Raw genomic sequence first — 14,447 nt, 5'->3', positions numbered from 1 at the left:
TCAAGTCTGAGCTAGTACAATATATGTCAGTCAAAATTCTCGCTCTATTGAGCTGACTGAGTGATCACAGCCGCAGCTCCCTCTCTGTAATGTGCCGTAATTACAATCCCTCACAATTGCCGCTACACTCATCAAGCTCAAAATTAATTTTTAATTAAAGTGCACACTAGCCGTTGTAGCTAACTCATCGTCAAAAGACAAGCTGTAGTTTAATTCCTTAATCTATATTGAAGGTTTTAACTGCGCGGTGTGGCGATACATCATTGTCTAGTAATAGACCTCTATACAAAGGAAAGATTATGGCAACCACTACGAACACTGTACCTCTCAAGGCCGCTGTTAAAAACCCCAATAACGTCGAAGCAAAGAAGTATTACGTTTTTAATGAAACAGGGAACATCATGATGTCTAGTACTGTTGATGCCAATATCCCCTTATCTGAATCTGTACAAAAAGTATTTGCAGAAGTCTCTGTATTCTTTGCTGGTATGTCTCGTGCAATTACAACAACTAAAAACCCAGCAACCAAAAAGCCATACTCTCTGTATAATTACGAAGCACTCCAAAATATCATCAGTGGCTCAGGGCTATTTGTTCACGTCACAGAAGAAGATGTAAAATATGACTCAAAGAGCTTTGGTGCCGATTTTAGTAAAGAACTTTTAGAATCACTACTCGGTTTAGCAACTGGTACAGGGGAAATGAGTTTTGCATCTGCAATGGTCTCTTCGATAGGTAAAGAAGGCTTGAATCTATCAGGTTCATCAAGTCACTCAAACAGTAAAGTGGGTAACATCGTTTTTGTTTGTGAGTACCTACTTGGCATGCCAATCGTAAGTGCCATTGTGGTATATGCCGATTGTGAGCAAAACAAGCAACAGCTTAAGCTAGGGCCATGTTTTAGTGAGTCATCTATCTCGACCACATGGACCTTACATAAAGATACGTACATGTTTGTTACTCCCTCCTTTATCAAATCATATGCTGGAGATTTAGACTCAATAAATTCTGACCCTAATTATCTAGAGCTCATTAATTGGTTGAGCGGATTACTAACCCAAACCCCAACCATTAACGATATTATCGATGCAAAAACATTTGTAGCCATTGAATCTGGTCGTGCGTTATCGACCGGAAAAACCTATCAAATTCAAGGTCAGTTCTTACCTGCTGAAAAAGGCACCTTAAGATTCGCCGAAGTTGATGGTAATGGTGTCATTACCTCTGCAAATTGGGGAGTAGACTCTATTAACTTCACAGTTTCAGGTACACAAACAACGCCATCAGCCATAGAAGTACTTGATAAATCTGGCAGTGTAGTAGCACAAAGCGCTGAGACATATACAATTGCCACATCATAAATACATAATAACAGGCAGGCTTGGTATAAATATTACCGAGCCAACTCAATAAGGAGCACACAACTTTGGACTGGTTCAGATCATTTCATCATAATGGCAGTGCTCCTGCGCAAACTCCTGATCCAGGCCAAAACCATCGCCACATCTACTTTAATGCAACCGGTCATATCTTATTTTCAACTCATCATGATCCCACACAGCCATTACCAATGCCTGTAGCACAAACCTTTTCTCAAGTGATCAGCCTATTTTCTGCGATGATGAAGACGCTATCTACCACAAAACACCCCGTAACTAACACGCCATACAGTCTGTTTAATTACCATGCGTTATCTAGATTGATCGATAAAACGGGGTACTTTGTAAAGACATCAGATTTAGCATTAACCATTGATGCTAAAAACCTGCATCACACTAACCATCAAAAGCTTTTTCATCAATTATTAGGGCTGCACATTCCACATCAAGAACTTTCTTTCGCACCAGCTATACTCAATAGTCTTACCAATGAAAATTTAAGAATGGTCGAGGCGGGTGACAAAACTGATTTTAAGTCTGCCTATATGGTATTTATCTGTGAGTGTATCGCGGGTGTACCACTTATCTCTATACACCTCTTCTCCTTAGACAGTACACAACCCATTTTCAACCCCAAAACTCAGCCAAATTGGCTTAAAGGGCTTTTCAGAAAAAATCATGTATATATTAATAAAGAGAGTTATTTATACCTAATGAACAAAGCCATTTAACGTATTTGTAATCTCTATATCTAGTAATCAATTAATGAGTCAACGCAAGCCACTTAAATTTCTCATATTTGAGGTGTAAGAAGTCGACTGGTATTACAATGAAAGATCAAACGCTGAACTACTACAAGTAACGCTTACTGCCCCGCCGCCTTTCGCAGCTCGTCAAGCATACGCGCATCACCAATGATGTTGTCAAATAGCTGCTTTAATTTAGCATCAGAAGCGTTATCGTAAAGGCCTAAAATATCTTGAGCGACTTTTTTACTGAGTTCAGGTTGCTTACTTTGTGACTTATAATACTGCGCAACTAATCCTTCGGCAGCCATGCTTCTAATATAATCGTTATCTTCTTTTTCTAATAAAGACATAAAGCTGTCGGATACCCTTGCATCGGCAACAGGGGTATGAGCGACCACTTCGAGTGCTTGAATTTTAACCTTGTCATCACTGCTATTTCTGCCAATACTCAATATCGCATCAACCGCTTCATAATCATATTCAGGCATTTCTGTTTTATTGAGCATAAACATCGTCATTTGCAATTGGCTCATCGCGGCTAAGCGCTCAGTTGTCGATAAGTTCTCATCCACAATCTGAGCTTTTAAGTCTTTACCGACTTGTCGTGCATAATCGGGATCTGTTTTTATTCTTATTTCATAATCTTCGGGCAAGTCTTCATAAAAGCCATACATAGGGTTTTTTTCTTTGAGTTTTTGAAGATCTTGCTCTTCTTTTAAGGCTATCACTTCAAGTACCGCATCTTGAAAGTCAGCCTGAACTGGCATACCTTGAGGCACTTCTACATCATTGAACTGCTGATTGTTCAAGCGCTCTTCTAAATCGAGTATGTATCGACGCAACTCTAGTATCTCAGCACTTACGCTATCATTACTGTTGTTTTCAACCCACTGCCCGTTGTATTCATCTGTGTTTGAGCTACCAGTCTCACCAGTGTGAGTAACCATTACCTCATTGCCAGTGAAAACACCATAGATTGATACCGCCAGAGCCAAGGCGGCTAGCACCACTGCGAAATTACCTTTATTAGAAGACATAAATAACCTATGAAATATAAAATCAGAAAGTTATACAAAGAAGATACGCAGGTCACGTAGAAAACTGTAAAAAGTTGTACACCATGCAGGAAGATACCGCTAAGCGATACTAAACTTTACCCACTCCTTGTATCGGTTAAGAAAACATCATAGCATCAAATTTAAAAGAAAAAACAGTTAATTACATATATACATGTATTCCATATATACTTAGATTTTGACAACTCAGTGTTATATGTGATTATTCATGAAAAAAACAATCCAAAGTATTGTCATAGTATCTTTTTTATTAACTCAACTGTTGTGCACAATAGTACAAGCACATGAAGTCTATATAAATACGTCAAAAGTGGAACACACAATCAATCTACCACAACAAGAAATTGCATTTGACTCGTTTGGGTATAACGCTTTTATTTCCTTAGACTTAAGCGATGCATTATCGCTCTCTTTTTCGCGCGGAGAATGGACACAAACAAAAGACAACCATGCAGTGCTTGTTGGAGAAATGGCTATAAAAAGTGTTGGCAGTGCTGCTCACTACTCTATTAATGATGCATGGTATCTATCTTTGTCTTATGACAAATGGCAGGATTCAATACAAGCCCATAACAAAAAGCATCACTTAACAGTGTATGACGAACAAAACCATGCCAAGAGCTATACTGCGTCATTGGGGTGGGGCAAAGAAATTGGAAGCTACTATTTAAGACTGTCTACTTCGATGAGCCAAACAGACTGGCAAAGTGAACGCACAGTGTCTATTCGAAAAAATATAACCTCGCATACTTCACAAAAGCTCGATACCACAGTCGCTTCATTGGCAGTCGATATGTCACATTTCGTTGTATTTTCTCAAGATACAGCATTCACCTATGGCGCACAGCTTAGTTGGCACCAATTATTAAAAGACACGCTTACTCAAGAGCAAGGTATTAAGTTAAAACGCAATAATATTACTCGACGTACCAATTTAAAAAATAGCGTAAACCAACCAAACCAGCTAACGACTGAGGATTATGGGCAAATATCTTTATACGCCATATTACAACTCGGTGAGCGGTGGAATGCTGATATCTCGCTTAATAGAAACTTCGCTACTAACAACGCTCCAACGCAAGACGAGACCTATTTCTCTCTCGGGCTGGGATATCAATTTTAATATTGCGCTTACTTCATTTATTCGATCAAGCTTAAAAGCTTATCCGCCTCTCTTTCTTCGTTTACGGTTTTGCTGCATTTTTTGAAACTTACTTCTTAATGCACGCTGTTTTGCCTTAGGAAGTTGCTTGAACCGTCGATGTGTACTGCGCAGCTTTTGTTGCTGACTTTTTGGCAGCTTTTTGAACTGACTGTATTGTTCTCGCAGTTTCTGCTTTTGCTCTTTAGGTAGACCCTGCCACTGCTCAAATTTATTTGCGGTATTAATTCGTTGCTGCTCATTCATATTCAACCAACGATCAGCCCCTTTAATTAATTCCTGCTGTTTATTACCATCAAACTGTGACCATTGACTTTTTACATTAGCTAAAATCTGTTTTTGCTCAACAGTTAAGTTATCCCAAGCTTGATTCGCCTGTAGACTTTTACTGGTAAAAAATAACGCAACTAACAGTATTACAATTATCTTCATTGGACCTTCTCACTTTGCTCACTTGTTGAGACCGGTTTCTTTTGATCTGTTAATGCCGCTTTTCCTTCTTTTGGATACTGCGTATGGTTTAGCATATCTAATGGCCCGACTAAGTCTCCTCGCACGGCAGTCAGGTCTGATAAATAAAGTAATAAATCGAGTGAAATAGCCCCCGAAGTCTTTGCCGTTTTCAGATCATTAGGCCTTACTTTTTGATCGCCTTCATCTCCAGCATATACATCTGATATATGTGACAAACTTACAAACCAAAGTACTAAAATACTAGAGCTCAGCTTCATTACTTGCCAACCATAGAACGAACTCCATATCCTCTAACATCGCTATGTCCTCTGTGGGTACCGGTATATTGGCGTTATTTCCTGAATCTGGCAAAACCATAGAGATTGGCATAACGATAACAGCTTCTTCCATTGGTTCTTGGCTCAAAAACAAAATACTCGCAAATATAAGTACTGAAAGAACTGGCGCATACTTAGCGGTATTCATTAATGGTCGTGATTTCGACGGCCTTTGCACTGCAAGGGCTTTTAACCGCATTCGGGTTAGTTTGTCTTCGACTGAACTGTCCATGGTTGTGACTTGCCGATCTAAAATAGCACATACATCACGCTCATGATCTGGTCGTGTTTTATTACTCATTCATTGCCTCAATACACTGCTTTAACTTTGCGCTAGCTCGTGAGAAATGGGTCTTTATGGTGCCCTCAGAGCAATTCATTGCTCTTGCTGTCTCTTTCACAGATAACCCCTCCCACGCGCGTAATAAAAAACATTGCTGCTGCTTGACGGGTAATTCATGAAGTATGCTTAATGTCGCATTACTTTTCTGATGTTTGCACAATATAGTCTCGGGGCAATCATTGAGCGATGCAAGCCAAGGCTCTGGTGTACTATCTTCCTCGCGCCAAAAAGTCATGATCCTGCGCACTTTTTGTTTTCGATGCCAATCCATAATCAAGTTTTGAACGATACGATAAAACAGCGGTTTCCACTGCTCTGTTGCTTTATCTGCATAATGAGTAGCAAATTTAAACATCGCATCTTGCACTATATCCAGTGCCTCCTCACGATTACCGGTAGAGATCAATGCCATATTGTACGCCTTTTTTTCAACCGCCATCAAAAAAACATTTAATGATATCTCATTCGGTTTATTCACCGAACTCTCATCCATATCCACTGCCTTTGGGTGAGCCGAGTTTATTTATATTCAGAATATCCATACCTGCTCTTTTTATCACCATCAGTCTATTAAACGTATCAGAATTTATAAGGTTGACAAACTCGGTCATATTTTTTGCATATTTGTCTTTCATTTTATATTTACCGGACAAGAGCGGTTAAGCCCTTTTAAAGAAAAAAATGGCAATTAAGTCATGCACATAAAATTAAATGTAATTTTCTTTGAACCTTTGTCAACCATCTTATGGTTGAACCGTTGTTACCTTTGAATCTACTAAAAAAGAGAATGACTATGAAACTTTCTATCATCAACATCGCACTAATTGGCACAGCATTAACGGCATTAACAGTCAGCATTCCAGCGGATGCACGCAAAGGTGGTAAAGGTGGCAAAAAAGCGCCTGAAGTACTGTTTACACGTATTGATGCCGATACCAGTGGCGCACTTACACTCGACGAAATGCTTGCTAATATTGATACTCGGGCGCAAAAAAAGCTTAATAGAGCCGATACCGATGTGAGCTCTGAAATTGAACTCACTGAATTTTTAGCAAAAAAACGTCATCAAACGGATTTATCTGCCTATGCAGCAGATATTGTAGAGTGTGTACAAGATGCGCAAGACGAAAGTGGAGATACAAATATTGTGGTTCCCACTGCTGACAAGTTTGCTTCACCAGAAACAAAGTTTGCAGATCTCGATACAGATCTAAGTGGTGGTCTAAGTTTACCTGAAATAACCACAGCCATAACCACACACAAAACAGACGCATTCAACGACATGGATACGAATAATAGCAATGACGTAACTGTTGAGGAATTTACTGCATATTTTGAGTCGAGAAAAGCGACTCGAATTGCAGTAAAGGCCTGTATTGATGAATTAGTTGACGACTCAGATCCAGTATAAGACCTTTGTAAATAATTAAGTGTAATTTGAATCAAGCAGATAGTATTCAATTAATTTAATGATATCCGTAAGCAAGTATCGATAGTTCAGCCTATCGATACTTTTTTTCATAAGAAACCGCCTTAACTAGACCTTTACATAAATAAACCTTTACACAGCTAAAGTGGCCCCTCTGCCAAAAGTAAACGCCCTCTGCTACGCTGTAGCTAAAAGTACCGATGAATGGCATTAAACTTGCCACTTATTCGCCGTCACAATTCAGGTAAAGCATCTGCAGATGCAGCCGCCATCAATAGAACAGATATAACCACCAACCAACCACAGATACAGTCACGATTGGTGACGCAGCCAAACAAACTGAAATTAATTGGCAAAACATTGCCAATTACACTGTAACTGTCCCACAAGTACGTGCTTTATATTGAGAGCTATTTGATAGGGGTTTATAGGTACTTACTCGGTTACTTTGTAAGTTTTGTTCATAGATCACACCCGCTAACGCGCTATTTGATAAGCTTGATTTATATTTCATAATAACCTCCTTTTCAATTAGCACCCACTCATTTTTACGACATTAAATTATCATAAAAACAATAAATTAATTAGTTCCACTTATTACTTTTGTACTAATTAATATAAAAATCAACACTTAAAAGTCAAAGAACATTTCATTAATAACAGAACAATAAAGTTATTGAAAACGACTTCAATACGAATTCATGTACCTCTTATGTATTAATATTGAAACAGTTTTGCAAGATGTAATTCACAAAATAACATTATGATAATATGTTTTATATCTAGGGGTTACAATGAAAATAACACGTTATTTGCTATTAAGTATATTACCAACAATGGTGATGGCTGCACCGGAAGTACATTACAATGAATGTAAATCAAGCTTTAATTACCTAGGTGCAGACTACCAAGGCACCACTAATAAAAATAATGCAGGTAGCCAATGGTGCTACTTAAAAAGCCCTGTTGAAGAGTCTAGCTGGGGAAATGTTCGAGCAGAAACTTTACCAAAATTTAAAACAATATCAGGTAAAACTTGTATGGCCCCTTCATCCTATATGGGTGAACAGTTTTATGGTTGCTCTTCACGCAATCACACAACACCTTGGTGCTATATTGATGGGAATAGCTGGGAAGAGTGCGATCCAATTCCTCCTTCTGAACTACTCTCACATACTCAACCACAACAAAGTAAACGTTTAGATCGTATCGCACTTGGCTCTTGCTTTAAAACGCAAGGTGACATGCCCGATGCTTTGTCACGTTTAATTGCTCATAAGCCCGATCTATTCTTGTGGCTGGGGGATAATATTTACGCCGATACCACGGATATGAGCAGAATGCGCCAAAAATATGATGATAAAAAACTCAACCCCGATTATCAAAAATTTCTAGAAGCAAAAATTCCTGTTATGGCAACGTGGGATGACCATGATTTCGGCCAAAATAACGATGGGAAGCATTACCCTAAACGCGCCCAGTCACAGCAAGCTTACTTACGCCATTTTGATGTGCCTGCTGATGATCCACGCCATACAACGCAGCAAGGCATATATGAAGCCAAAATGCTGGGGCAACCTGGTGAGCAAACCCATGTTATCACGCTCGATGCTCGCTATTTTAGATCTCCAACCTTTAACAGTTATGGTGAATGTGAAGGGACCAGCAGTTCTATTTTAGGTATGGCGCAATGGCAATGGCTAGAAAAAGAACTCGCAAAGCCTTCTGACATTAAACTCATCGCCAGTGGTATTCAGGTGCTACCGCCACTGTATCAAGGCCGTGCAAAAAATAAATACTGCGCCTACGCTGACGGCGTTGAGTTTGAACAAGCAATCAGTAATTTGAATGAATCTTCTATGTCTGGCACCAGTTATGAATCTTGGGCTGAAATGCCAGCCCAACGTGAAAAACTACTCCGTCTAGTACAAAAGTCAATAAACGCCGGTCATACCAAAGCGGTTGTTTTCTTATCAGGTGATCAACACTGGGGTGAACTGCTACAAAAGAACATTCCAGCCAGTGACAAATACGGTAAAGCGACAACTGTTTACGAAATTACGGCATCAGGCTTTGGACAAAGCTGGCCATATCACATAGAAAACCCATTGCGCTTACCTGTTTATGCTGATTCCCAAGGAGATGGTCGCTTTACACAACAGTGCCACTTTCCAGCTAAACACAAGGGGAAAAGTTACAAAAGTTGTTTAACACAAGATCGCTCTAAGCCATGGTGTTATACCCAAGTAGACGAACAAAACAAGGGTAATGAAGCACACTGGGGCTATTGCGCAGGTAATGGCGCAGACATTCCTACCGGTAAGGTCGGAGTTGTCAGCAAAAATATCTCTCAGCTATCCACCAGCGATCGTCACTTGGTAAATAAATCAGGTAGTAACTACGGCATGTTAGACATCGATTGGCAAAATAGAGAAATTAAACTTTCAATTCAAACAGCTGATGAAGAAGCAGTATCCACAATAGTCCAATTTTAGCGAATATACACAGTGGGGTATCTAGCCCCACTGTGTATGCAAAACGATCTTTTGCACCAATCAAAACCTGACTCAGTAAACAAAAAAACGCTTACCTTTGTATCGTAATGATTAGGTACTTTCACGGTCCCACAGTTTCAACTGTGTATCAGTTAACCGCACTTTGAATTCGTAAAATCAAAAGGTAGTTCATAGGTAAAAAAATAAGCGTGAACATGGTCGCAAAGCCAAAGCCAAAGCCAAAGCCAAAGCCAAGTGAAACGGCCATTGGAACTAAAATCACCCAAAAAATAGTAGAGCATAAACTTGATTATGCATCACTTATAAAACGACGTTATCAAAATCAGCAAATGATAAAGATTACCCTTACTTAAGCAATACCAACGAACGGGCTATGTATTAAGTGTTTTGCTATTATAATGTTAGCGCGCTGATAACACTGACAAGCAACGCAGCAGCGCAAACCAAGCGCAGTTGTTTTGCTTGAGCTGGTGTCGCAAAAATCGTCTGTAAGCTTCCTCCAATAGCCATCCATAAGCCATCGACAATTACTGCGACGGCAAAACATACCACCCCTGTCATTATCACGCTTAGTAAGGGATCCCCAAGTATCAGTAAATTATTAGCAAAAATAGCTAAAAAAGCGGCATAGGCTTTAGGGTTTATCAAATTTAGGATAAAGCCATCTTTAAAGCTGGGTGCTGCTCCCTCTCTTTCAGCAATACTCCCTTGTGCCGACGCAATTTTATACGCCACATACAGTAAGTAGGCGACCCCAACAAATTGGCAGATAGACTTGGTCAGTGGGTAAGTCGTAAATAGCGTACCCAGCCCTGTCGCAACGGCAAAAATCACCACCAGCAAGCCTGCTAAAATACCACTTAAAAACCTCATTCCTCCTTTAAAACCAAAACTTGCACCAACGCCAGCCAACGCCAACGGAGCAGGACCCGGTGAGCCCAATAGCAGTGCAGTTGTTAATACCAATGATATAAAGGCTTCCATATACATTATCCCTAACCTCAATACATATTTTATTGAATAAAAAAGCCCTATTGGGCTTAAATAACATGTCGATTTATTCTCGATTCTAACAATCGGCTAATCAGCTGGAGGCACTCTGACATTGCCTTCCATCAATACCCGAGCACTGCGGCTCATAACGGCACTTTTTGCTTGCCATTGCCCATCCACTTTATTGGCAATGGCACCTACTTTTAAAGTGCCAGAGGGATGGCCAAACGTCACACTATCTCGTGGGACACCACCTGCCGCGTTATTAACCACAGTACCGGGTATCGCCGCCGCTGTAGCAATCGCAACAGCCGCAGTCCCCATCATGGCATGATGTAATTTACCCATTGATAATGCACGAACACACACGTCAATCTCATGGTTGTTAATTGCTTTACCGCTTGACGAGGTATAACTTTTGGCTGGACTGACAAATGCAATCTTTGGCGTGTGCTGTCGAGTTACAGCCTCTTCAATATTGTCAATTAAGCCCATTTTAACAGCGCCATAAGCACGAATGATCTCAAAACGTTGTAGCGCTTTATCATCCGTATTAATAACCTCTTGTAGTTCTGTTCCTTCATAGCCTAAGTCTTGCGCATTAAAGAACAGAGTCGGGATCCCTGCATTTATCATGGTCACACTAAAGCGACCAATATTCGGCACTTCCAAGGTGTCAACCAAGTTACCTGACGGAAACATCGCCCCGTCACCCGCCGCCGGATCCATAAACTCTACCACCACTTCTGCAGCAGGAAAGGTCACGCCATCGAGTTCAAAGTCTCCGATTTCTTGCACCTCATTATCAGTGATCGGCACATGGGCAATGATGGTTTTTTTAATATTTGCTTGCCAAATACGCACAATAGCAATGCCATTTTCAGGGATCCGCTGTGCATCCACTAAACCATTGCTGATAGCGAATGACCCCACAGCAGCAGTTAAGTTACCGCAGTTACCGCTCCAATCTATAAAAGGTTTGTCTATCGCAACCTGACCAAACAGATAGTCTACGTCATGATCTGGCTGACTACTTTTGGATAAAATCACCGTTTTACTGGTACTGGATGTTGCTCCCCCCATACCGTCTGTTTGTTTGGCATAAGGATCTGGGCTGCCAATCACACGCAACAGTAATTGATCTCTGTCGGGGCCGGCGTGTTGGGCTGCTTCAGGTAAATCAGTTAAATTGAAAAATACCCCTTTACTTGTCCCACCACGCATATATGTTGCGGGTATTTTGATTTGTGGTTTATAAGACATCAGAATTCCTTGGTAGAGCTTTTGTTGCATCAAAGCCCATTACATATCATGACTAAAAGAAGTAAGACCTGAAAAATCATCATATTTCAAGCCTAGACCGTCGTGCTCACATGGAAGAAGTTACGTATTTGCTTCTAAGAAGTCTTTCGCAAAACGCTGTAATACACCACCTGCTGCATAAATTGACACTTCTTCTGCCGTATCTAACCGACATAGCATCGGTACTTCAACACGTTCACCATTTGTGCGATTGATGATAAGCGTTAACGTTGCACCTGGGCTAGTATCACCCTCAACATCGTATGTCTCAGTGCCATCAATCGCTAACGTTTTACGGGTTGTACCCGCAACAAATTCAAGGGGTAATACACCCATACCAATTAAGTTGGTACGGTGAATACGCTCAAATCCTTCAGCGGCAATCACTTCCACACCCGCTAGGCGAACCCCTTTGGCTGCCCAGTCTCGTGATGAGCCTTGTCCATAATCAGCCCCCGCCACAATGATCAAAGGCTGTTTACGTTCCATATAGGTTTCAATCGCTTCCCACATACGTGTTTGCTGCCCTTGCGGTTCAATGCGCGCTAATGAACCTTGTTTTATTTCACCCTTGTCATCACGTACCATTTCATTGAATAGCTTAGGATTCGCAAACGTAGCGCGCTGCGCCGTTAAATGGTCGCCACGGTGTGTTGCGTATGAGTTAAAGTCTTCTTCTGGTAGGCCCATTTTTGCTAAATATTCACCTGCGGCACTGCTTGCCAAAATGGCATTTGAAGGAGATAAATGGTCTGTGGTGATATTGTCACCTAATACTGCAAGTGGACGCATCCCTTTCATGGTGCGCTCAGCAGCTAATGCACCTTCCCAATAAGGCGGGCGGCGAATGTAAGTACTCATTTTGCGCCAGTCATACAATGAATCATTGTCTTCACCGTAATCGACTGTTAAATCAAACATCGGCTCATACACTTGACGGAAATGCTCTGGCTTTACACTTTTCGCTATAACTGCATCAATCTCTTCATCACTTGGCCACAAGTCTTTTAAAGTGATAGGCGTGCCATCTTGATCATGCCCAAGTACATCTTTTTCAATATCAAAGCGGATCGTACCCGCAATGGCATAAGCCACAACCAATGGAGGGGATGCTAAAAATGCTTGTTTTGCATAGGGGTGAATACGGCCATCAAAATTACGATTCCCCGACAATACAGCTGTTGAATATAAATCTCGATCAATTACTTCTTGTTGAATCTTCGGGTCAAGTGCGCCACTCATCCCATTACAGGTGGTACAAGCAAACGCAACAATACCAAAACCAAGCTGTTCAAGCTCAGGGAGTAACTCTGAGTCTTCTAAATACAACTTTACAGCTTTTGAGCCCGGTGCCAACGATGACTTAACCCACGGTTTACGTACCAAACCTTTCGCATTGGCATTACGCGCTAACAATCCAGCTGCAATTACATTGCGGGGGTTACTGGTATTTGTACAGCTTGTAATAGCAGCAATGATCACTGCCCCATCGGGCATTTTACCCTCTTCTTGCTCAACCTTACCGGCAATTCCTGTTTTAGCAAGATCAGCGGTGGCTACTCGTTTATGTGGATTTGAGGGCCCGGCGATATTGCGCCCAACCACTGACAAGTCAAATTTTAAAACGCGCTCATATTCAGCACTTTCTAAACTATCAGCCCACAAACCGGTATGCTTAGCATAATTTTCTACCAGTTGAACTTGTTCATCATCGCGCCCTGTAATTTTTAAGTAATCAATAGTCTGCTGGTCGATATAAAACATCGCTGCGGTTGCACCATATTCAGGTGTCATATTAGAAATGGTTGCACGATCGCCAAGGGTTAAACTCGCAGCCCCTTCACCGTAAAATTCAAGATAAGCTCCCACCACTTTTTCAGCACGCAAAAACTCAGTGATCGCCAGTACGATATCTGTGGCTGTGATCCCCGGTTGTGCTTTACCCATGAGCTCAACGCCCACAATATCAGGTAAACGCATGTAAGAAGCACGCCCAAGCATGACACTTTCTGCTTCTAAACCACCGACACCTACGGCGATAACACCCAGTGCATCAACGTGCGGCGTATGGCTGTCAGTACCAACCAACGTATCAGGAAACGCCACGCCATCGCGCGCATGCACCACAGGCGACATTTTCTCTAAATTGATCTGATGCATGATGCCGTTACCCGGCTGGATCACATCAACATTTTTAAATGCCGTTTTTGTCCAATTAATAAAGTGAAAACGATCTTCATTACGGCGGTCTTCGATTGCACGGTTTTTCTCAAATGCATCTTCTTCAAAACCGGGATGCTCTACCGCCAATGAATGATCAACAATCAGCTGCGTAGGGACAACTGGATTGACCTTTGAAGGGTCTCCGCCTTTGGCGGCAATTGCATCTCGTAAACCGGCTAAATCAACCAAGGCTGTTTGACCTAAAATATCGTGACATACCACACGCGCTGGAAACCACGGAAAATCTAAATCGCGGCGCCGTTCTATAATTTGCGTCAAGCTCGCATCCAATTTTTCAGGTTCACAACGACGTACAAGGTTTTCAGCCAATACGCGAGAAGTGTAAGGCAGCGTGTTGTATGCGCCAGGTTTTAGCGACTCAATGGCTTCGCGCGTATCGTAAAAGCTTAACTGGCTATTAGGTAACAGTTTACGGAATTTTGTGTTCATAACTACATCCACAGGCAAAAAAAGGTGACGGTTC

15 protein-coding genes are annotated in these 14,447 nt (G+C 41.3%); 6 read left to right on the top strand and 9 right to left on the bottom strand.

The features are described 5' to 3' along the window. The first annotated feature begins 299 nt into the window (after positions 1-299). Both CWC18_RS18785 and CWC18_RS18780 read left to right on the top strand, forming a co-directional pair. Positions 300-1,361 carry a hypothetical protein gene (locus CWC18_RS18785; protein ID WP_138593657.1) on the top strand — a complete coding sequence of 354 codons (1,062 nt, stop codon included), beginning with the start codon at positions 300-302 and terminating at the stop codon, positions 1,359-1,361. A 65-nt stretch (positions 1,362-1,426) separates the two neighbouring features. After that, complete coding sequence (locus CWC18_RS18780) at positions 1,427-2,110, top strand: hypothetical protein (RefSeq protein WP_138593658.1); 684 nt, start codon at positions 1,427-1,429, stop codon at positions 2,108-2,110. Positions 2,111-2,244: 134 nt separating this feature from the next. Here CWC18_RS18780 and CWC18_RS18775 read toward each other — a convergent pair whose 3' ends face one another. Then, a complete protein-coding gene (locus CWC18_RS18775; protein WP_138675873.1) occupies positions 2,245-3,165 on the bottom strand; it encodes a hypothetical protein in 921 nt (306 codons plus the stop codon). A gap of 247 nt (positions 3,166-3,412) precedes the next feature. Here CWC18_RS18775 and CWC18_RS18770 point away from each other — a divergent pair, with 247 nt between their 5' ends. Then, a complete protein-coding gene (locus tag CWC18_RS18770) occupies positions 3,413-4,327 on the top strand; it encodes a hypothetical protein (protein ID WP_138675872.1) in 915 nt (304 codons plus the stop codon). Positions 4,328-4,366: 39 nt separating this feature from the next. Here the strand turns inward: CWC18_RS18770 and CWC18_RS18765 are convergent, their stop codons facing one another. Genes CWC18_RS18765 through CWC18_RS18750 form a run of 4 tightly spaced genes read right to left on the bottom strand, consistent with a single transcriptional unit; the run spans position 4,367 to position 5,993 of the window. Further along, positions 4,367-4,798 (bottom strand): DUF3106 domain-containing protein, encoded by a 432-nt coding sequence (locus CWC18_RS18765; protein ID WP_138593661.1) that lies wholly within the window; start codon positions 4,796-4,798, stop codon positions 4,367-4,369. Further along, positions 4,795-5,097: a hypothetical protein gene (locus CWC18_RS18760; RefSeq protein WP_138675871.1), complete on the bottom strand. Its 303-nt coding sequence runs from the start codon at positions 5,095-5,097 to the stop codon at positions 4,795-4,797. The genes CWC18_RS18765 and CWC18_RS18760 overlap by 4 nt, the downstream gene beginning before the upstream one ends. Continuing rightward, a complete protein-coding gene (locus tag CWC18_RS18755) occupies positions 5,081-5,458 on the bottom strand; it encodes a hypothetical protein (RefSeq protein ID WP_138593663.1) in 378 nt (125 codons plus the stop codon). Before CWC18_RS18755 ends, CWC18_RS18760 begins: the two co-directional genes overlap by 17 nt. After that, positions 5,451-5,993 carry an RNA polymerase sigma factor gene (locus tag CWC18_RS18750; RefSeq protein ID WP_138675870.1) on the bottom strand — a complete coding sequence of 181 codons (543 nt, stop codon included), beginning with the start codon at positions 5,991-5,993 and terminating at the stop codon, positions 5,451-5,453. The genes CWC18_RS18755 and CWC18_RS18750 overlap by 8 nt, the downstream gene beginning before the upstream one ends. Positions 5,994-6,293: 300 nt before the next feature. On the opposite strand from CWC18_RS18750, the gene CWC18_RS18745 reads away from it, so the two are divergent. Both CWC18_RS18745 and CWC18_RS21120 read left to right on the top strand, forming a co-directional pair. Further along, positions 6,294-6,911, top strand: a complete 618-nt coding sequence (locus CWC18_RS18745) for a hypothetical protein (RefSeq protein WP_138593665.1) — start codon at positions 6,294-6,296, stop codon at positions 6,909-6,911. Between the two features lie 222 nt (positions 6,912-7,133). After that, positions 7,134-7,307 (top strand): hypothetical protein, encoded by a 174-nt coding sequence (locus CWC18_RS21120; protein WP_171041165.1) that lies wholly within the window; start codon positions 7,134-7,136, stop codon positions 7,305-7,307. On the opposite strand, the gene CWC18_RS21115 is transcribed toward CWC18_RS21120, so the two are convergent. Next, positions 7,297-7,443, bottom strand: coding sequence for a hypothetical protein (locus tag CWC18_RS21115; RefSeq protein ID WP_171041164.1), 147 nt, complete (start codon positions 7,441-7,443; stop codon positions 7,297-7,299). The two genes, CWC18_RS21120 and CWC18_RS21115, sit on opposite strands and share 11 nt — an antisense overlap. Before the next feature lie 280 nt (positions 7,444-7,723). On the opposite strand from CWC18_RS21115, the gene CWC18_RS18740 reads away from it, so the two are divergent. Then, positions 7,724-9,424, top strand: coding sequence for an alkaline phosphatase D family protein (locus CWC18_RS18740; protein ID WP_138675869.1), 1,701 nt, complete (start codon positions 7,724-7,726; stop codon positions 9,422-9,424). 414 nt (positions 9,425-9,838) lie between these two features. On the opposite strand, the gene CWC18_RS18735 is transcribed toward CWC18_RS18740, so the two are convergent. From CWC18_RS18735 to acnD, 3 genes are all read right to left on the bottom strand, one after another. Then, entirely contained in the window at positions 9,839-10,429 is a 591-nt protein-coding gene (locus CWC18_RS18735) for a LysE family translocator (protein ID WP_138593667.1), read from the bottom strand. A 96-nt stretch (positions 10,430-10,525) separates the two neighbouring features. Continuing rightward, positions 10,526-11,701 (bottom strand): 2-methylaconitate cis-trans isomerase PrpF, encoded by a 1,176-nt coding sequence (prpF, locus tag CWC18_RS18730; protein ID WP_171041163.1) that lies wholly within the window; start codon positions 11,699-11,701, stop codon positions 10,526-10,528. 120 nt (positions 11,702-11,821) lie between these two features. After that, complete coding sequence (acnD, locus tag CWC18_RS18725) at positions 11,822-14,413, bottom strand: Fe/S-dependent 2-methylisocitrate dehydratase AcnD (protein ID WP_138675868.1); 2,592 nt, start codon at positions 14,411-14,413, stop codon at positions 11,822-11,824. Between the last annotated feature and the right edge of the window lie 34 nt (positions 14,414-14,447).

The organism is Pseudoalteromonas aurantia, assembly GCF_005886875.1.
Lineage (GTDB): Bacteria > Pseudomonadota > Gammaproteobacteria > Enterobacterales > Alteromonadaceae > Pseudoalteromonas > Pseudoalteromonas aurantia_A.
Note: the sequence above shows the minus strand (reverse complement) of the source record. Positions and strands in the feature narration are given on the sequence as shown.

Excerpts from the sequence above, each read along its gene's own strand:
- CWC18_RS18785 (WP_138593657.1), top strand. The coding sequence starts at position 300 with ATGGCAACCACTACGAACACTGTACCTCTCAAGGCCGCTGTTAAAAAC.
- CWC18_RS21115 (WP_171041164.1), bottom strand. The coding sequence starts at position 7,443 with ATGAAATATAAATCAAGCTTATCAAATAGCGCGTTAGCGGGTGTGATC.
- acnD (WP_138675868.1), bottom strand. The coding sequence starts at position 14,413 with ATGAACACAAAATTCCGTAAACTGTTACCTAATAGCCAGTTAAGCTTT.
- CWC18_RS18770 (WP_138675872.1), top strand. The coding sequence starts at position 3,413 with ATGAAAAAAACAATCCAAAGTATTGTCATAGTATCTTTTTTATTAACT.
- prpF (WP_171041163.1), bottom strand. The coding sequence starts at position 11,701 with ATGTCTTATAAACCACAAATCAAAATACCCGCAACATATATGCGTGGT.
- CWC18_RS18735 (WP_138593667.1), bottom strand. The coding sequence starts at position 10,429 with ATGGAAGCCTTTATATCATTGGTATTAACAACTGCACTGCTATTGGGC.
- CWC18_RS18760 (WP_138675871.1), bottom strand. The coding sequence starts at position 5,097 with ATGAAGCTGAGCTCTAGTATTTTAGTACTTTGGTTTGTAAGTTTGTCA.
- CWC18_RS21120 (WP_171041165.1), top strand. The coding sequence starts at position 7,134 with ATGGCATTAAACTTGCCACTTATTCGCCGTCACAATTCAGGTAAAGCA.
- CWC18_RS18755 (WP_138593663.1), bottom strand. The coding sequence starts at position 5,458 with ATGAGTAATAAAACACGACCAGATCATGAGCGTGATGTATGTGCTATT.
- CWC18_RS18775 (WP_138675873.1), bottom strand. The coding sequence starts at position 3,165 with ATGTCTTCTAATAAAGGTAATTTCGCAGTGGTGCTAGCCGCCTTGGCT.
- CWC18_RS18740 (WP_138675869.1), top strand. The coding sequence starts at position 7,724 with ATGAAAATAACACGTTATTTGCTATTAAGTATATTACCAACAATGGTG.
- CWC18_RS18765 (WP_138593661.1), bottom strand. The coding sequence starts at position 4,798 with ATGAAGATAATTGTAATACTGTTAGTTGCGTTATTTTTTACCAGTAAA.
- CWC18_RS18745 (WP_138593665.1), top strand. The coding sequence starts at position 6,294 with ATGAAACTTTCTATCATCAACATCGCACTAATTGGCACAGCATTAACG.
- CWC18_RS18750 (WP_138675870.1), bottom strand. The coding sequence starts at position 5,993 with ATGGATGAGAGTTCGGTGAATAAACCGAATGAGATATCATTAAATGTT.